14 protein-coding genes are annotated in these 18,459 nt (G+C 71.6%); 8 read left to right on the top strand and 6 right to left on the bottom strand.

Going from position 1 to position 18,459, the window contains the following annotated elements:
* Positions 1 to 79: 79 nt before the first annotated feature.
* From ABT114_RS42930 to ABT114_RS42915, 4 genes are all read left to right on the top strand, one after another.
* A complete protein-coding gene (locus ABT114_RS42930) occupies positions 80 to 877 on the top strand; it encodes a VOC family protein (protein ID WP_351150503.1) in 798 nt (265 codons plus the stop codon).
* Between the two features lie 31 nt (positions 878 to 908).
* Complete coding sequence (locus tag ABT114_RS42925) at positions 909 to 1,619, top strand: ribonuclease H family protein (protein WP_351150500.1); 711 nt, start codon at positions 909 to 911, stop codon at positions 1,617 to 1,619.
* Between the two features lie 237 nt (positions 1,620 to 1,856).
* Complete coding sequence (locus ABT114_RS42920) at positions 1,857 to 3,350, top strand: MFS transporter (RefSeq protein ID WP_351150498.1); 1,494 nt, start codon at positions 1,857 to 1,859, stop codon at positions 3,348 to 3,350.
* Positions 3,347 to 3,934, top strand: coding sequence for a TetR/AcrR family transcriptional regulator (locus ABT114_RS42915; RefSeq protein WP_351150495.1), 588 nt, complete (start codon positions 3,347 to 3,349; stop codon positions 3,932 to 3,934). Before ABT114_RS42920 ends, ABT114_RS42915 begins: the two co-directional genes overlap by 4 nt.
* Here ABT114_RS42915 and ABT114_RS42910 read toward each other — a convergent pair.
* The gene (locus tag ABT114_RS42910) at positions 3,931 to 5,661 is read right to left on the bottom strand and encodes a cholesterol oxidase substrate-binding domain-containing protein (protein ID WP_351150492.1); all 1,731 of its coding nucleotides are present in this window, start codon (positions 5,659 to 5,661) and stop codon (positions 3,931 to 3,933) included. The genes ABT114_RS42915 and ABT114_RS42910 overlap by 4 nt on opposite strands.
* Before the next feature lie 136 nt (positions 5,662 to 5,797).
* Between ABT114_RS42910 and ABT114_RS42905 the strand changes: the two genes are divergently transcribed.
* A complete protein-coding gene (locus ABT114_RS42905; RefSeq protein WP_351150489.1) occupies positions 5,798 to 6,781 on the top strand; it encodes an aldo/keto reductase in 984 nt (327 codons plus the stop codon).
* Positions 6,782 to 7,133: 352 nt separating this feature from the next.
* Positions 7,134 to 7,574: a DUF6328 family protein gene (locus tag ABT114_RS42900; protein ID WP_351150592.1), complete on the top strand. Its 441-nt coding sequence runs from the start codon at positions 7,134 to 7,136 to the stop codon at positions 7,572 to 7,574.
* Between the two features lie 177 nt (positions 7,575 to 7,751).
* Here ABT114_RS42900 and ABT114_RS42895 read toward each other — a convergent pair whose 3' ends face one another.
* The gene (locus tag ABT114_RS42895; protein WP_351150486.1) at positions 7,752 to 8,801 is read right to left on the bottom strand and encodes a hypothetical protein; all 1,050 of its coding nucleotides are present in this window, start codon (positions 8,799 to 8,801) and stop codon (positions 7,752 to 7,754) included.
* A gap of 76 nt (positions 8,802 to 8,877) precedes the next feature.
* The gene (locus ABT114_RS42890) at positions 8,878 to 9,849 is read right to left on the bottom strand and encodes an LLM class F420-dependent oxidoreductase (RefSeq protein WP_351150483.1); all 972 of its coding nucleotides are present in this window, start codon (positions 9,847 to 9,849) and stop codon (positions 8,878 to 8,880) included.
* 97 nt (positions 9,850 to 9,946) lie between these two features.
* Between ABT114_RS42890 and ABT114_RS42885 the strand changes: the two genes are divergently transcribed.
* Positions 9,947 to 11,392 (top strand): serine hydrolase domain-containing protein, encoded by a 1,446-nt coding sequence (locus ABT114_RS42885; protein ID WP_351150480.1) that lies wholly within the window; start codon positions 9,947 to 9,949, stop codon positions 11,390 to 11,392.
* A gap of 41 nt (positions 11,393 to 11,433) precedes the next feature.
* Here ABT114_RS42885 and ABT114_RS42880 read toward each other — a convergent pair whose 3' ends face one another.
* From ABT114_RS42880 to ABT114_RS42870, 3 genes are all read right to left on the bottom strand, one after another.
* The gene (locus ABT114_RS42880; RefSeq protein ID WP_351150477.1) at positions 11,434 to 13,071 is read right to left on the bottom strand and encodes a serine/threonine protein kinase; all 1,638 of its coding nucleotides are present in this window, start codon (positions 13,069 to 13,071) and stop codon (positions 11,434 to 11,436) included.
* 432 nt (positions 13,072 to 13,503) lie between these two features.
* Positions 13,504 to 14,934 (bottom strand): CAP domain-containing protein, encoded by a 1,431-nt coding sequence (locus ABT114_RS42875; RefSeq protein ID WP_351150474.1) that lies wholly within the window; start codon positions 14,932 to 14,934, stop codon positions 13,504 to 13,506.
* Between the two features lie 94 nt (positions 14,935 to 15,028).
* Positions 15,029 to 16,264, bottom strand: a complete 1,236-nt coding sequence (locus ABT114_RS42870) for a serine hydrolase domain-containing protein (protein ID WP_351150471.1) — start codon at positions 16,262 to 16,264, stop codon at positions 15,029 to 15,031.
* A gap of 347 nt (positions 16,265 to 16,611) precedes the next feature.
* Between ABT114_RS42870 and ABT114_RS42865 the strand changes: the two genes are divergently transcribed.
* Positions 16,612 to 18,423 (top strand): M4 family metallopeptidase, encoded by a 1,812-nt coding sequence (locus tag ABT114_RS42865; protein WP_351150469.1) that lies wholly within the window; start codon positions 16,612 to 16,614, stop codon positions 18,421 to 18,423.
* Positions 18,424 to 18,459: the final 36 nt, after the last annotated feature.

Here is an 18,459-nt window from a genome sequence, read left to right as displayed (position 1 = left end):
CATTCGGCGCGCGATGCGACCGACCCGTGACTAGCGTGAGGAACCGGACAACCCCCACCGATCCGAGAGGGCCGCAGTCATGGCCGTACAACCTGAGGGAACCCCTTGCTGGGCCGACGCGATGTTCAGTGACCTCGAGGGAGCCAAGACTTTCTACGGCGACGTCCTCGGCTGGACCTTCGGCGAGTCGTCGTCGGAGTACGGCAATTACACCCAGGCCTACGCGGACGACAAGGCGGTCGCCGCGGTGGTACCGCCCATGCCCGGCCAGGAAGGCCAGTCGCAGTGGTGCCTGTACTTCGCCTCGCCGGACGCGGCCGCCACCGCGGCGAAGATCCGGGAGAACGGCGGCGAGGTGCTGATGGAGCCGATGCAGGTCGGGGAGTTCGGCACGATGTGCCTGGCCCGCGAGCCCAGCGGCGCCGTCTTCGGCGTGTGGCAGGCCGGTGCCCACGAGGGGTTCGAGGCGACGGCCGTGCCCGGCGCCTACTGCTGGGCCGAGGTCTTCACCCGCGATCCCGAGAAGACGGACGCGTTCTTCCCCGCGGTCTTCCCGTACACGGCGAAGCAGATTCAGGACGAGGCGATCGACTTCCGCATGTTCAACCTCGGAGACCAGACCGTCGTCGGCCGGATGAAGATGACGGACGACTTCCCGCCCGAGGTGCCGTCGTACATCAACGTCTACTTCACCGTCGCCAACTGCGACGACGCGGTCGCGAAGGCGACCAAGCTCGGCGGCGTGCTGCGGTTCGGGCCGATGGACAGCCCGTTCGGCCGGTTCGCGGCGATCAGCGACCCGCAGGGCGCGAACTTCTCGGTGATCGACATCACCACGACGTCGGGGGACATGCCGAACATCAAGGACGTCCCCTGACCCGTGGCCGAGCGTCCCGGCCGACCGTGGCATGATCGTGCGCATGCGTGAACGTGTGGTGGCCGCGTGCGACGGGGCATCGAAGGGGAACCCGGGACCGGCGGGCTGGGCCTGGGTCGTCGCCGACGAGACGGAGACCCCCGCCCGCTGGGAAGCCGGGCCGCTGGGCAGGGCGACCAACAACGTCGCCGAACTCACCGCCCTGGAGCGCCTGTTGGCGGCGACCGACCCCGGTCTGCCGCTCGAGATCCGGATGGACTCGCAGTACGCGATGAAGGCGGTCACCACCTGGCTGCCCGGCTGGAAGCGCAACGGCTGGAAGACGTCCGCCGGCAAGCCCGTCGCCAACCAGGAGCTCGTCGTACGCATCGACGACCTGCTGGAGGGCCGCTCGGTCGAGTTCCGCTACGTGCCCGCCCATCAGGTGGACGGCGACCCGCTCAACGACTTCGCCGACCGCGCCGCCAGCCAGGCCGCGTCCGTCCAGGAGCCCGCGGGCAGCGACCTCGGTTCGCCGGCGCCGCCGCCCTCGCCCGACACCCCGTCGTCCGGTGCGCCGCGCCGCCGGTCCGCCCCGTCGTCCAAGGCGTCCGGTCCGCGCGGCGGCGGCTCCGCGCGGACGATCAAGGCGAAGTTCCCCGGCCGCTGCGTCTGTGGACGCCAGTACGCGGCCGGCGAACCCATCGCCAAGAACGACCAGGGCTGGGGCCACCCGGAGTGCCGTACGGCTGCCGCCGGCTGACCGGCGGGACGGGGTCGTATCACGGCGCCGCGCCGGCCCCCGTCTCCTGACCGGCGGACCGGCGGGCCCTGTGTTCTGCGGCTCTTGCAGACCTCGTCGAACGGCACAGGTGGTCGGGGCTGTCCGGTCGTAACAAGCCGCCACAGGTCGGACACGCTGTTGGGTGAATTCCGATTCACCGCTATGGTGAATTGCTATTCACCTCCTGGCTTTTTCGCGTCGGCTGCTGGAGTTCCCATGGCGTCGCCCTCCCCGATACCCGATCCGTCCGCCGTGACCGGCGGGCCCAGGCCCCGGCGGGAACGGTTCACCGTCTCGGTGCTGGCCTTCGGCGGAACCCTCATGGCAGTCATGCAGACCGTCGTCGTGCCGCTGCTGCCGGACCTGCCCCGGCTGACGGGCGCCTCGCCGGGTGCGGTCTCCTGGATGGTCACGGCGACACTCCTGTCGGGTGCCGTACTCACCCCGGTGCTCGGCCGGGCCGGCGACATGTACGGCAAACGACGGGTACTGCTCGCGGCCCTCGGCCTGATGACCGTCGGCTCCGTGACCTGTGCCCTGACCTCCGACATCCGCATCCTCATCGCCGCACGTGCCCTGCAGGGCGCCGCGTCCGCCGTCGTACCGCTGTCGATCAGCATCCTGCGGGACGAACTGCCCCCGGAACGCCGGGGTTCCGCGGTGGCGCTGATGAGCTCCACCGTCGGCATCGGCGCCGCCCTCGGGCTGCCGGCCGCGGCCCTGGTCGTGCAGTACGCCGACTGGCACGTCATGTTCTGGGTGACGGCCGCCCTGGGCGCGAGCGGCGTCGCGCTGATCTGGTGGGCGGTACCGGAGTCGCCGGTCCGTTCGCCCGGCCGGTTCGACGTCACCGGGGCGCTGGGGCTGGCCGCAGGCCTCATCTGCCTGCTGCTGGGCGTGTCCCAGGGCGGGCAGTGGGGATGGGGCAGCGCGCGGATCACGGGGATCTTCCTCGCCGCGGCCGTGGTCCTCGGCCTGTGGTGGCGGCAGCAACTGCGCGCCCGGCAACCCCTGGTCGACCTGCGGCTGGTGACCAGGCCGAAGGTCGGACTCTCCCATGTGGCCGCCCTGCTGACCGGGTTCGCCTTCTACGCCAACTCCCTGGTGACCGCGCAGCTGGTGCAGGCGCCCGAGGCCACCGGATACGGTCTCGGCCTCACCATCGTCCAGACCGGACTGTGCCTGCTGCCGGGCGGGATCACCATGCTGTTGTTCTCGTCGGTCTCGGCGCGTATCTCCGCGGCCCGCGGACCGCGCGTCACGCTGTCCGTCGGGGCCGCTGTCATCGCGGCCGGCTATGCGGTGCGCATCGCGGACAGCCACCACCTGTGGATGATCATCGTGGGGGCCACGGTCGTGGCGATCGGTACGACCCTCGCGTACTCCGCGCTGCCCTCCCTGATCCTGCACGCCGTGCCGGCCGAGCAGACCGCCTCCGCCAACGGCGTCAACGTCCTGATGCGCACCATCGGCCAGGCCGTCTCCAGCGCCGCCGTCGCCGCGGTGCTGGTCCACCACACCAGCCCGGTCGGCGGGGTTCCGGTGCCGACGCTGCACGGGTACCTGATGGCGTTCGTGATCGCCGGCGCGGTCGCCCTGGCGGCGAGCGCGGTCGCGCTGACCATCCCCGGCGACTCCTCGTCCGACGGAATCCGGCGCCCCCGCGGACGCACCCGGTCCGCGCGGGACAGCGCTATGAAGGGGGTATGAGTGCCGTGAGCACCAGTCCCTCCGGTCTGTCCGCCCCTGCCCGCCGGGACGCCGAGGCCACCAAGGCGGCCATCCTGCGCGCGGCCCGGCACCTGCTGGCCCGGCACGCCCACGCCGACATCACGCTCAAGGCGGTCGCCGAACGCGCCGGCGTGAGCCCGCCGCTGATCCTGAAGTACTTCGGCAACAAGGACGCCCTCTTCGCCCGTGTCATGTCCTTCGACACCGACACCGACGCCCTGCTGGACGCCCCCGTACCCGGACTCGGCCGCCACATGGTCCGCCACGTCCTGGAGAGCCAGGTCGAGCGCGGCGCCGACCCTGTACTGCGGATCGCCTTCGCGCCCCTGCAGGGCGAGCACGGCGACGTCCTGCGCGCCAACTTCCGCACCCAGGTCACGGACCGCCTGGCCGCCCGCCTCGACGGCCCCGACGCGGGCCTGCGCGCCGAATTCGCCCTCGCCGCCCTGCTCGGCCTCGGCGTGATGTTCGGCATCGCCCGGGGCGCCGAACTGCGGGCCACCGGGATCGATGCCATCGTCGACCGCTACGGCCCGACGGTACAGGTCCACCTCACGCCCTAAGGTCCGTCGGGGAACAGCCGGTCGTGCAGCGGACCGGTGAACACCCGGTGCGGGTCGAGTCGTTGGAGGGCGGTGGCCGCCTCGTCCCACGCGGCGCCGAAGGAGCCGGGCACACTCGTCCCCAGGACCTCCGGGTCGCTCCAGGCGGCCTCGGTCGTGTACCCCCAGCCCTTGGACCATTCGACCCGCGTGAGGGCGTGGCCGCCGTCGTAGGTCGTGAGCAGGAACCCCTCCAGCTCGCGGTAGAAGGCGTCCGCGTACGGCGTGCCCGGCAGGGTCAGGACGTCCAGCCAGACCGCCGTGTCCCACTCGGGGTGGTCGTCGTCGGGCCGCAGCGCGGACAGCAGTGGCGCACGGGCGCCCGGCAGTTCGGCGTCCGCGGGGTCGTCCAGGCCGGTGATCCGGATCTCGACCGAGCCGTTGGCCGGGAAACGGCCGAGGGCGGCGTACGCGGTGAGGCGCTCACGATAGAAGTCGGTGAACTCGGCGACGACCTGCTGCACTTGGGAGCGGCTGGTGAGGACGGCGTAGCCGTTGGCGTGCACCCGCAGCGTCGTCGGCTTGATGTAGAGCAGCGTGTTCTTCGACGGGCCCCAGATGTCGGCGGAGAGCGTCGTCGTGAGCCCGAGCGCGGCCGCGTCGAGCTGAGCGTTGCCGAGCACCGGCGCCAGGTACCAGGCCGCGTCCGAGAGGATCCGCCCGGCGAGGTCCGCCACGAGGGTCGGCAGGTTGTCGGAGAACGGGTAGTTGTACGGCGACGTCACATGGCGCGAGGTCAGCGGCCGGGTCGGGGCGACGCTCCACACCTTCAGCCAGGGGAACTCGGTGAAGGCGAACCAGATCGCCTCGACCCGCCCGGCGGATTCGAGGAAGCTCGCCAGGGTCCGCCCGTCCTCGCCGGGCGCCGCGAAGAGCTCGGCGGCCGGGATGTCCGTGCGGCTGACACACCGCAGGTTGGAGTTCGCGCCCACCCGCAGCACCACCTCGGTGACCAGGGAGCGCCCGAGATGGGTGAGGAGTGCGGCGCAGTCCGCCTCGTCGCGGGTGAAGGTCCGCGACACGTAGGCGCCGCTGTCCTCGTCCCACACCACGGCGGTCAGGGACAGCACCAGATTGCTGAGCGAGCCGTACGTGTGCCCGGGCAGCCGCTCCTCGCCCTGTGCCGGTACGGCGGTGCCGTGGGCGTCGATGGCCAGGGCGCCGCCCAGGGTGAGGTCACCGGGTGCGGGCGCGGCGGTCAGACCGAGACCGTGCTCCTCCAGGAAGGTGAGAAGGGCCTCCAGGGTGACACCCGTGCCCGCGCGCACGGTGGAGTCGGATTCGAGGGTCAGGCCGGTGAGGTGCGGGGCGGTGTCGACGAGGAGGACGGGCGCGTCGGACTGCGTCCCCTCGGCGATCGTCAGCGGGGACCAGCCGTGCGCGGCGCCTCGCGCCCGCGCCGTCCAGCCGTGCCCCCAGGCCCAGTTGACCACGTCGGTCACCTGATCGGGGCCGGTCGGCGCGCAGGCCCACAAGCCGACGGCGGTGATCTCGCCGTCCCAGTTCCGATACGCCGTCCGGTAAAGGTCGACGTCTGCCGGGAAGTCGGGCAGTTCCGCCGCGGCGACGGCCGGATCGGCCGCGACGAGGACGGGGACGGCGGCCAGGGCGGCCGCAGTGCGCAGGAACCCTCGACGGGTCCAGAACGGGTCCTCGGACCGGAAGTTGCTTACTGAACGATCAGTCACGCGCTCACGCTAGGGGCGGGTTGACAGAGATCGCTTTCCCGTAGAGTCGATTCACTCTTCCGAGTGAAAGATTCACAGGTAAGGGGCCGGAGGAACCCGTTCCGCGCCGGGGCGTGACGGATGACAGACTGACGGCATGGACGAGCGAGAATTCGGTAGGTCGGGCCAGCACGCATCCGTCGTCGGCCTCGGCACATGGCAGCTGGGCGCCGACTGGGGCGACGTGGACGACAAGGAAGCCCTCGCGGTGCTGGAGGCGGCGGCCGAGGCGGGGGTGACCTTCTTCGACACCGCGGACGTCTACGGCGACGGACGCAGCGAGCAGACCATCGCCGCGTTCCTGAGCGGCAGGCCGGACCTGCATGTGCTGGTCGCCACCAAGATGGGCCGCCGGGTCGACCAGATCCCCGAGAACTACGTCCTGGACAACTTCCGGGCCTGGAACGACCGTTCCCGGCGCAACCTCGGCGTCGACCGCATCGACCTGGTGCAGCTGCACTGTCCGCCGACGCCCGTCTACTCCTCCGACGAGGTGTTCGACGCCCTCGACACGCTGGTCGAGGAGGAGCGCATCGCCGCGTACGGCGTCAGCGTGGAGACCTGCGAGGAGGCGCTGACCGCGATCGCCCGGCCGAACGTGGCGAGCGTGCAGATCATCCTCAACCCGTTCCGTATGAAGCCGCTGCGCGAGGTGCTCCCGGCGGCCCGTGCGGCGGGCGTCGGCATCATCGCCCGCGTACCGCTCGCCTCCGGCCTGCTGTCCGGCAAGTACACCAAGGACACGGTCTTCCCCGAGAACGACCACCGCACCTACAACCGGCACGGCGAGTCCTTCGACCAGGGCGAGACCTTCTCCGGCGTCGACTTCGCGACGGGCGTCGAGGCCGCCGCCGAGTTCGCCGCCCTCGCCCCCGAGGGCTACACCCCGGCCCAGCTGGCGCTGCGCTGGATCGTCCGGCAGCCCGGCGTGACCACCGTGATCCCCGGCGCCCGCTCACCGGAACAGGCTCGTGCCAACGCGGCCGCCGCCAAGCTCCCCGAACTGCCGGAGACGACACTCACCGCGATCCGGGACCTCTACGACCACCGGATCAAGGAGCAGGTGGAAGGCCGCTGGTAGTCCCGCAGGCTGGTGGTCCTGCGGCTGCGGACAGCTGGGGCGGGGTGTGAAGGCCGACGCCGGCACGCCCCGCCTTTCCGCTGCCGCCGCTCAGATGCGCCCGCCGGTCAACCGGGTCACAGGGCCGTACGTCTGCCGCTGCGACCGCCGCCCCGCTCGACCGGAGCGCAAACGCACCGCGCCACAGGCGGGCACCTCACCGTCACCGCCGCGATCGAGGGTCGCCCACGGGGAACACGGTGTAGGACGGGAAAGGCTGCGGCTGACGCAGGGAGGCATCGTGACGGTCGGCGGAGGCGGGGCGGACAGGCGCACAGGGCGGAACGAGTCCGAGGAGGAGCGGGCGGACCGCATGTGGGGGGATCTGATCCAGGAGGTGCGGGTGGCCCAGACGGGCGTCCAGATCCTGTTCGGCTTCCTGCTCACCGTCGTGTTCACTCCGAAGTACGCCGAGCTGGAGCACGCGGACCAGGTCATCTACATCGTGACCGTCGTCCTGGGTGCCGCCGCGACCGGCGCCCTGGTCGGGCCGGTGTCCTTGCACCGCCTCGTCTCCGGTCGCCGGATCAAGCCCCAGATGGTGCGGTGGGCCTCCCGGCTGACGTTCGTCGGCCTGATCCTGCTGCTCGCCACCATGACCGCAGCGCTGTTGCTGATCCTGCGGGTGGCGACCCACGACGGCTTCGTGCCCTACCTGGTCGCGGCCGTCGTCCTGTGGTATCTGCTGTGCTGGTTCGCACTCCCGCTGTGGGCGCGGCACCGGCATACGTCCCGTTCGGACGCGGCGCGGTGAGCCGCACACACCGTCAGCGGCGCCGGCCGGCGGCTGTCGCGCAGCGGCGGGGTACGGCCGAGCTGCCGTACCGGCACGGCCCTGCATTCGTCATCCCCCCGCCAGGACCTGGGTAAGAGGGCCTTCCGAGGAGAACGGACGCAGAGCCCTCCAGTACCCGCGCCGTGCGCGGAATGCTCAGCCCTGCGGGTGATTCTCGCGAGACCCGCGCAGCGCGGCGATGCACGTGCCGATGGCCGTCTGGAGCTCTTCGAGCTGCTGGACCATGTCGTCCTCGTAGAACTCCTGGGCGTCGTCGAAGGTCAGCTCCTCGAAGACCTTCGTCGCCTTCTGGAGGCTGCTGTAGAACTTCGTCCGGCGTTCCTGGACGCGCAGTTCGGGGTCCGCCTCCACGGCCTCGACGACGAGGGACTTCATGGTGTCGTAGGCCTCGGTCGCCCACTCGACGGTGCCCTCGTCGTCCTCCAGCTCGTCGATGAGCGACAGGTGCCGTTCGGCCTCCTGGCGCAGCTGGACGGGCGCGTCGACGGTCTGCCCGGCCGGCGTCTTGATCTGCCCGGACTCGGCGATCTGGCGCACGTACCCGATGCGGTCGGCCGACCGGCTCTCGGAGGCCACCGCCTTCTTGAGGTCGTCGGTGCGTACGACGTCACGGGCCAGCTCGGTCTGGAGCTCCGGGTCCTCCCGGACGCGGTCGAGCAGCGCCTGCCGGGCCGCCCGGGCGGTGGAGGGGTCGGCGAGGATCGCGGCGCGCAGGGCGGTGGGGTTCTCGGCCACCTCCAGTGCCTTCGTCGGGCGGATGCCCTCGGCCTCGGCGGCCTCGGCGATGGCGGTGCCGCGCTCGGACGTGGCGCTGGAGCGGGAGACGTAGTAGCTCAGCCACACGTCGGCGTCCGGCAGCTCCACCTCCTGGCCCGGTGCCAGTGCCTCGAAGTGCGGGACGATGCCGTCGTCGGCGGCCCGGTCCCAGGCCTTGTAGTAGCGCATGACCCGTTCGGCCGAGCACCCCGCCAGTTCGGCGAACTCTTTCGCCGACACCTTGGGTGTCTCGTCCGCGCTCTGCCCGCCGGGCCGCACGCTCCGCGCCACCATCAGGCCGAAGGCCCAGCCGCCGGTCCGCGCATAGACGCCGAACTCGCGCGCGTCCCGCGCGACGAGGTCGGACAGGGGTGCGGGGGAGGTCTCGGGCGGGACGATCGCTAGGGTCACAGGTGACTCTCCTGGCATGGGAGCGTGGCTGGTCGGGCTGCACATGTGCAGACAGGCAAGCCTATATCGACCCATTGACGATACTTTCCCGCGCTCAGCCGAAGGAGTCGCGCAGCGCGGGCAGCAGCGTCTTCTCCGACCAGTCGAGGTAGGCCGGCTGCGACTCGCCCCCGATCTGCACCAGGGCGATCTCGGTGAACCCGGCCTCCGCGTACGGGCGTACGGCCTCGACGAAGTCCGCGGGGTCGTCGCCGCACGGGATCGAGGCGGCCACGTCGTCGGGCGTCACGAACCGGGTGGCCGACTCGAAGGAGTCCGGATGCGGCAGCTCGGCGTTGACTTTCCAGCCGCCGCCGAACCAGCGGAACTGCGTGTGTGCGCGCTTCAGGGCCGTGTTCCGGTCGGTGTCGTGGCAGACGGGCAGCTGCCCCACGCGGGGCTTGCCCTCGCCGCCGTGCCGGTCGAAGGCGTCCAGCAGCCTCTGCTTCGGCTCCGTGGCGATCACCAGGTCGGCGAGCCGGCCCGCGAGGGCGCAGGACTGCTCACCGGAGACCGCGATCCCGAGGGGCGGCGGCTGGTCGGGCAGGTCCCACAACCGGGCCGACTCCACGTCGTAGTGCGTGCCGCGATGGTTCACGTGGCCGCCCTTGAAGAGCGCGCGGATGATCTCCACCGCTTCCTCGAGCATCTCGTGCCGCACGTCGACCGACGGCCAGCCGCTGCCCACCACATGCTCGTTGAGGTTCTCGCCCGAGCCGAGACCCAGCCGGAACCGGCCCTGCGACAGCAACTGCATCGTCGCCGCCTTCTGCGCCACCACCGCCGGGTGGTAGCGGAAGGTCGGACAGGTCACGTACGTCATCAGTGGAATGCGCGAGGTCGCCTGCGCGGCGGCGCCCAGTACGCTCCACGCGTACGGTGAGTGACCCTGCGCCCGCAGCCACGGAAAGTAGTGGTCCGAGGTCACGGAGAAGTCGAAGCCCGCTTCCTCGGCCCGCACCAGGTGGTCCACCAGCTCACGGGGGCCGGCCTGCTCGGTCATCATCGTGTATCCGATGTGCACCATGTGCGCCGAGTCCCCGGCCGAGGTGGAAGGAAACGGGACCCCCTCCGGTGTGGGAAAACCCGTCGAACAGGGCCGGACACCGGGAGAGGATGCCGGTATGAGCGTTCGCCCGCTGCCCACGAGCACCCCCGCCGACCAGGGCGTCGACGCATCCGGCGTCCACGCCTTCCTCGACGCCCTGGAAGGCGCCCCGGACATCGAGCCGCACAGCCTGATGATCATGAGGCACGGCCGGCTGGTCGCCTCCGGCTGGTGGGCGCCGTACACCCCCGAGCGCCCCCATCTCCTCTACTCGCTCAGCAAGAGCTTCACCGCGACGGCCGCCGGGTTCGCCGTCGCCGAGGGGCTGATCGGTCTCGACGACCCGGTGATCTCGTACTTCCCGGAGTTCGAGGCGGACATCACGGATCCGCGCAGCCGCGCGATGCGCGTGCGACACGTGGCGTCCATGTCCAGCGGGCACGTCGCCGAGACCATCCACGAGTCCCTCGCCCTCGACTCCGCGGAGCCCGTACGGGGGTTCCTGCTGCTGCCACCGGACCGTGACCCGGGCACGGTCTTCGCCTACAACCAGCCCACCACGTACACGCTGGCCGCGATCCTCCAGCGGGTGACCGGACAGCCCCTCACCGAGTACCTGCGGCCCCGGCTGCTGGACCCGCTGGGCATCGGTGCCGCGTCGTGGCTGCGGGACCGGGCAGGCCGCGAACTCGGCTACAGCGGACTGCACGCCACCACCGACACCATCGCCCGGCTCGGCCAGCTGTATCTGTGCGGCGGCGTCTGGGAGGGCGAGCGGCTGCTGTCGCGGGAGTGGGTCGAGCTGGCCACGCGGGAGCACATCCCGACCGCGGGCGGCACGGCGGAGGCGGACCGACAGGACTGGGAGCAGGGCTACGGGTTCCAGTTCTGGCGGTCCCGGCACGGGTACCGCGGGGACGGGGCGTACGGCCAGTTCTGCCTGGTGCTGCCCGAGTACGACGCCGTGATCGCGACGACCGCGGCGACCGAGCAGATGCAGGCGCTGCTCAACCTGGTCTGGGAGCACCTGCTGCCCGCCTTCCGCCCCGCACCCCTGCCCGGCCGTGAGCAGGCGGACACGGCCCTGGCACAGCGGCTGGGGCGGCTCGCGCTGCCGCCGGCCGCGGGCAAGAACGCCCCGCCCGAGCGGGCCGAGGCCTGGTCCGGCACCGAGTTCACCCCGTCCGGCGGTGTGTGCGCCGCCCAGCCGGGTCTGACCCGCGTCGCCGTCACGGCGGGCGCCGGCGGCTGGACGCTGTCGCTCACCGAGGACGGCGAGCGACTCGAACTCGGGCTCGGATCGGGCGGGTGGAACGTCGCCGAGGAGCCGCTGCCCACCGCCGTCAGCGGCGGGTGGGCCGACGCGCGGACCTTGAAGGTGCACCTGGCGTTCCTGGAGACACCGCACCGCCTGGTCCTGACCTGCTCACTCGACGACCGCACGTTCACGGCACGCTGGCGCACGGAACCACTGCACGGCGGGCGGCTGTGCTCCTTGCGGGCGCCGCGTGGCCCGGCCTGACCCTGGCCAGGACGTCCGCGGGAAGCCGTCCACCGGCGGGCTCAGTCCGACCCGGGTCGGAACGTCCGCAGGAAGATGTCGAGTGCCTGCTCGTTCGCGGCCTTGTCCCAGTCGGCGGCGGGCGTCGTCCAGCGCAGCGAGAAACCGCGGTGCCCGCCGAGGAGGAAACCGCGGCCGAAGGTGCGCATCCGGGTACCGTCCACGTCGACGAGCCACTCCATGTCGGCGGCCTTGTAACCCTGGTACGTCGTGGCGCGGATCTCCCCGATCCGCTGGAACCCCGCATCCTGCTCCAGGCCGGGCTCGACGTCGTCCCGCCAGACGGCGACCGGATCCGGGCCGACGCGCTCGCTGTATGTCACCGCGAGCGTGCGCGGGTCGCCTTGCGCGCCGAAGGTGACGCGGTACGCCAGGTCGGACGCGCGCGAGGTGTGCAGCCGTTCCCAGCCGTCGGGGAGGGCGACGGAGAAGCCCTCCGGCGCGTCGTAGACGTGGTATCCGGCCGGCAGGGCGGTGGCGGACGCCGAGGAGGACGGCGTGGGCGTGGGCGTCGGCGTCGAAGTGGGTGTCGGTGTCGGCGTGCCCGAGGCTCTTTCGCCGCCGGCGCCGTCCGGCGCCGTGGCGGACGCGGACGCGGCGGGGTGAGGCCGGGCGTCGGCCGCGGAGCTGCCGGTGCCGGGCAGCCGGCCGGTCGCGGCGAGGACGGCGACCGCGACGGTGACGACGGCCAGGCCGGTCCCGGCGGCCATGGTCCGGCCGCTCCACCCCGGGCCGACGTGGCGGACGGTGGCGTACGCGCGGCGCAGCCGGGGCGTGGGCGCGGTCGGCAGGACCGTGTCGGGATCCACGGTGAGGACGCGGGTGAGGGCCTCGCGGACCAGCGGGCGGGTCAGCCGCTCACGGGAGTCCTTGCGCAGCAGCCCCTGCACGGCCTGGGCGAGCGGACCGGCGCGCAGCGGGGTGCGCAGCGGCAGCCGGTCCACACCCTTCAGGGTGGCCTCGGGCCGGTCCCGCTCCCGGAACGGCGGACGTCCCTCGACCATCGTGTAGAGGATCGCGCCCAGCGCCCACAGATCGGCCGCGGGACCGATGCGTTCGTCGCGTGCTTGTTCGGGTGAGGCGTACGACGGCGCCGTGACCCGGGGGGCGAGGGTCGCGCCCGCCAGCCCGAAGCCGGTGACCATGACCGGGCCGCGGTCACGTACGTACACCTGGCCCGGGCTGAGCTCGCCGTGCGTGATGCCCTCGCCGTGCGCGGCCTCCAGCACGTCGAGCAGCTCCAGCCCGATCCGGGCCGCCCGGACGTAGTTGAACGTGCCCTGCTGGGCGAGGAGTTCACCGAGCGGCGTGCCGTCGACCCACTCCGTGACGGTCCACAGGGCGCCCGCCTCCTCGACGGCGTCGACGACCGGCACGACCCGGCCGGGGCACACGCGCCCCAGTGTCTCCGACATGCGCAGGATACGACCGGTGGTCCGGCGCGCGTCCTCCTCGCCGGCGGCGCCGACGTCACCGGCGCCGCCCGGGAACTCGATCTGGGTGAGGAGGCACGGACGCTGGGCCTCCACGTCCTCGCCGTACCAGCAGACGCGGTTCGTTTCGCGGGAGACGACGTCGAGGAGCCGGTATCTCCCGGCCACCAGCTCGTGCGTGAAGACGTGCGCCTTGACCATGGTCATCCCTCGCTGCACCCCCGGGTTCTCACCTTTCCCATGGGTACGGCGGCCGCGACGGGGTCTGTTCAAATCCTCCCCGAATTCGGGGTCATCCCTGTCTTTCATTCAAAGAGCGGCGAGCGTACCTGCGATGAAAAGACGTCAGAACGGCGGTCGGCATCAGGGAGCGCCGCTCCCACCTCGGGCAGGACGCCCGCGCCCGCGCACCCGGAATTCATCCGCGAGCCACTCGTGGCTCGAATGCCGTTACGCCGACGTGGTGGTAACCAGCGGTAAACGAACTTGAATGTGATCTGCCCGGCGCGGGCTTATTCGGCGGCGCGCAATGAACGCGGCGCCGTCGAAGCCCCGTTCCGGCGCAGACCGAACCGCTCCGACCAGGACAACACCTCTGCGGTGCGGCCAGATGGCCGAGACAGCGTGGCTCGTTGCTTCTCAGGCGCCGAAGAGCTGGGTCCAGTACGTGCCCGCCGGGCCGCCGCCCGCGAAGCCGACCCCGATGTGGGTGAAGCCGGGCTTGAGGATGTTGGCGCGATGGCCTGGGCTGTTCATCCAGCCCTCGACCACTTCGGCGGGGGAGCGCTGCCCGCAGGCGATGTTCTCGCCGATCGAGCGCCGGGTGGAGCCAGCCGCGGCGGCCCGGTCCCAGGGCCGGCTGCCTTCGGGCGAGCTGTGGGAGTAGAAGGCACGCGCCACCATGTCCGCACTGTGGGCCCGCGCGGCGGTGTGGAGATGCGGATCGGCGGACAGGGGGCGCAGGCCGGTCCGGGCGCGCTCGGCGTTGGTGAGGGCGATGACCTCGGCCTCCGTGCGGGCCAGCCCGTCGGCGGTGAGCGGTGTCGTCCACAGTGCGGTCCAGTAGGTGTCGCCGCCGCCCGTGACGTACGCCAGGCCGGCGTGAGTGAACGCCGGGTCCTGGAGGGTGCGCCGGGGCTGGTCGGTGCGCAGGCAGTACGCGACGAACTCGGCGGGCGTGCGCGGACCGGATACCAGGTGCTCGCCGACGGTGAGATACGCGTAGCCGGCGGCGGTGACGCGCTGGTGGACGGAGACGCCGTCCCGGCCCTCGGTGCCGAGACGGCCCACCGCGGCCATGGCCGCCGCATGCTCGCGCGCCGCGGAGACCAGCCGGGCGTCGAGGGTGACGGGCGGGGAACCGGCCCCGGCGCGGGCGGTGTTGACCAGGCTCACGAAGCCGTCGGGGTCGGGGGCGGGAGCGTGGCCGCGCGGGTGGAGGGAGGCGACCTCACGGGCGGGCGCACGGCCGGGAACGGGACCCGGCCCGCGTACGGAGGCGGACCCGGCGGTGATCCCGAGGCCCGGCATGGGCCTCGGTGAGGGCACGGAAGCGGGCGCCGTGGGCACAGCGGTGGGCGCCCCGGCCGTGTCGTCGGTGACGTCCACGCCGAAGTCCCGGGCGAGGCCCGCCAGTCCGTCGGCGTACCCCTGTCCGACGGCGCGCAGCTTCCAGCCGGTGCCTCGCCGGTATATCTCCGCGAGCAGCAGAACCGCCTCCCGCTGTGGCCGTGGCGGGGCGAACCGGGCGAGCGTACGGCCGTGCGGATCGGTGACATGGAGTACGGGCACGGGCAGCCGGCCCAGGGGAGTGCCGGGGTCGGCGGGGCTGACGACCACCGTGACCCGGGTGGCCCCGGCGCGCAGTGCGGACGGGGCGACGGTCAGTGTGTCGCCGCTCAGGCGGGCCCCCGGGGCGGTCGGCTGGTTGTAGAAGACGAAGTCGCCGTCGCCCCGGACCCTGCCGCCGTCGTCGGTGATCAGCGCGGACACGTCGAACGGGCCGGGCACCCGGATGGTCAGGGCGCCGCCCGGGAGGGGCACATTGCCTCCGGGGACCAACTCGCTCATCGTGCCGCCCTGGTGTCGTGATGCCGGACCTGTCAGGGTCTCGTCCGGACAACGTGCACGAGGACGGGAGGGTTCCTCGGCACCGGGAGGCGGCTCAGTTCCTGGCGATCCCCGGAGCGACGTCCTCGTGGCGTTCGACGGACACATCGCGGCCGCCCGTGGAGGCAGTTCGCTCCCGCTTGCCGCAGAACGCGGACTCCAGCGTGCTCAGCATCGTGTTCAGCACATCGCCGTTGTTGGAGGTGGTGGCGAGTGCGGTGAGGCTGCGCCGGCCGTCCTTCGACGTGAACGCGAAGCTGTAGTAGCCCTGCACGGTGCCCGTGTGCCCGTACACGGACACCCCGCAGGACAGATCCCGCCGCCGCAGCCCGAGCCCGTACGCCTGCGTGTCGTTGACCGGAACCCACTGTTCCATCTCCGTCAGCCCCGTGGCCGAGGTCAGCCGGCCCCGCAGCAGCGCCGAGTAGAAGGTGTTGAGGTCGCGGGTGCTGGAGATGACCGCGCCCGCGCTCTGCGCCCAGGACACCGTCTGCTCGGTGGCGTCGACCAGCGGGGCGCCGTCCTCGTCGGGGGTGAGGTAGCCGTGGGCGTGGCGGCCGGGGATCAGGGTGCCGGGGTGGACGTAGAAGGTGTCGCGCAGGTTCAGCGGCGTGATGATCCGGTTCTGGTACTCGGTGCCCACGGAGTGTCCGGTCAGCTTCTCGATGAGGAGGCCGGCGACGACGAAGTTGGTGTTGGAGTAGGAGTAGGCGGCACCGGGTTCGTTGGTGGGCGGATGCTGTAGCGAACGGGCCACCAGCTGGCGGTAGGTGAAGACCTTGGTGCGGACCGCCTCGAAGCCCGCGACCGACTCCGCGAACATGTCGTTCGTGTAGTCGTACAGGCCGCTGCGGTGGCTCAGCACATGCCGCACCGTGATCCGGTCGTCGGGCAGCAGCCCCGGCAGATAGCGGTTGACCGGGGCGTCCAGGTTCAGCCTGCCCTCGTCGGCCAGTTGCAGCAGGACGACGGCGGAGAAGGTCTTGGTGATGCTGCCGACACGGAAGCGGTCGGTGTCGGCCAGGGCCCGTCCGGTGACGCGGTCTGCCACGCCCACGGCCGCGAGGCGGACCGTGCCGTGGTCATCGATCCGCGCCATCGCACCCGGCGCGCCCTGCCGCTGCGCTGTGCGCAGGACCCCGAGCAGTCCCGTGAGGTCGGGCTGCGGCAGCGCACCGGCCGTGACCGCGGCGGGGGTCGTCTCCCGGGGCACGGCGTTCGCCGGAGCCCCGAGGAGGGGCAACAGGACCGCCCCCAGTGCCGTACCCGTGCGGACCGTTGCTGTGACCATTGGGTTTCTCTCCTGTTCGTCGGTTGGTCGGTCGGTTGGTCGGTCGGTTGGTCGGTCGAGTGGGCGTCAATGCGAGATGTGTCACACCCGCGCCGGGGCAACCTTCTCGCGTCTCGTCATATCTACGCAGTCGACGCACAGTTGGTCATTCGCCGATCACTGAGCGGGGCGTATGTGCAAAGTAATGCCATGAAAAGCAGGTAAGAGGACCATTCAGGCTTTACATGGACATGACTGATCCATAAGGGTTTCACTCTGGGGCCCTCCCGGCCCTCATGGCGTTCAACGGCGCCATGCGTCAGGGCGGTTGGTCACTCAGCCGTCTGCGAACGAAGGAACCCTCCGTAGTGCGTAGACCCCATATACGCAGCCTGGCGGTGGCCGTCGCTGTGACGACGGCCGCCACGGGGCTCGCGGGCACTGCCTTCGCGGGCCCGGCCTCGGGGACGGCAGCGGGCGCTGCCTCGACCTCGGCCGCGTCCGTCGTGGGGGCGGCCACTGCCGCCGCCTTCGCCCACGCCTCCGCGACCGGCGTCACCCCGGGCGACGAACTGCACGCCCAGGACGTGCTGATCGACCCGGAAGGCGCGCGTCACGTCCGGTTTGCCCGGACCCATCGGGGCATGCCGGTCCTCGGCGGCGACCTGGTCGTCCACCTCACCCAGCGGCTGAAGTACGCGGGCGTCACCCGCGCCGCCGACCACACGGTCCGGCCCGCCGCCGGCAAGGCCAAGCTGACGGCACGGCAGGCCGAGACGAAGGCCGCCGCCGTCGCCAAGGGCGATGCGGGCACTGCCGAACTCGTGGTCGACGCCCGCGACGGCTCCTCGGCGCTCGCCTACCAGGTGCGTGTGAGCGACAGCGACACCACCGAGGGCGGCGGCTCCCGTACGGTCGTCATCGACGCCCTCACCGGCAAGGTGCGCAGCAACACGCCCGACAGCGACGAGTTCCTGTCGCCCCAGCTGCTCGACACCCTGAGCGAGCGCGGCGAGACGCTCAACCCGGCCGTCGGCACCGCACCGCAGACCGCCTCCCTCGCCGCTACCTCCGCCACCTCGGCGACCTCCGCGACCGGAGCCGCCGCCCGCTATCCGGCGACCGCCTTCGGCACCGGCACCTCCCTCTTCGTCGGCAAGGTCCCGCTGATCACCACCCGCACGGCGAGCACCACGTACGTGCTGAAGGACCCGTCCCGCTGGAACACCGAGACGCGGGACGCCAAGGGCCAGGAACTGGAGAACTTCGCGCAGGGCAAGCAGTTCACCACCACCAACAACAAGTGGGGCAACGGCGCCGTCTCCAGCCGCGCCAGCGCCGCCGTCGACGCCCAGTACGGCATCGCCAAGACCCTGGACTTCTACAAGAAGACCTTCGGCCGCAAGGGCATCGAGAACAACAGCAAGGGCGCCCGCGCCATGGTCCACTTCGGCGACCAGGTCGGCAACGCGTTCTGGGACCCGTACTGCGACTGCATGCTGTACGGCGACGGCGACGGGACGCTGTTCAAGAAGCCGCTCGTCGTCCTCGACGTCACCGGCCACGAACTCACCCACGGCGTCGTCGACGCGACCGCCGGCCTGGAGCCCACCCGCGTGGACGCGCAGGGCAATCAGTACGGCGAGCCAGGCTCCCTGAACGAGTCCCTTGCGGACATCTTCGGCTCCAACGTCGAGTTCAGCGCGAACAACCCGAACAACCCGCCGAACTACCTCGTGGGCGAGAAGCTGGGCCTCTCCCAGAAGTTCCTGCGTCGCCTCGACAAGCCCTCCCTCGACACGCTGGAGGGCACGATCGACTACTGGTCCGCGTCGACGTACGACACCGAGGTCCACGCCGGCTCCGGTGTCTCCTCGCACGCGTACTACCTCCTCGCCGAGGGCAGCGGCAAGAAGACGATCGGCACTGTCACCTACGACTCGCCGACCTACGACGGCCTTCCGGTGACGGGCATCGGCCGCACCAAGGCCACGGCGATCTTCTACCGCGCCCTGACCCGCTACATGGTCTCCACGACCGACTTCCACGACGCGCGCGTCGCGACGCTGAAGGCGGCGGAGGACCTCTACGGGGCGGACAGCACGGAGTACAAGGCGGTGGACCGCGCCTGGGCCGCCGTCAACGTCACCGCCGCCAACACGCCGGCCGCGCGCAACTGACGCGAGGCCGACCCGGACGGTCCGGGTGCCCCGCCG

It is taken from the genome of Streptomyces sp. NPDC002088 (assembly GCF_040296605.1).
GTDB lineage: Bacteria > Actinomycetota > Actinomycetes > Streptomycetales > Streptomycetaceae > Streptomyces.
This window is presented reverse-complemented; position numbering and strand designations above follow the sequence as displayed.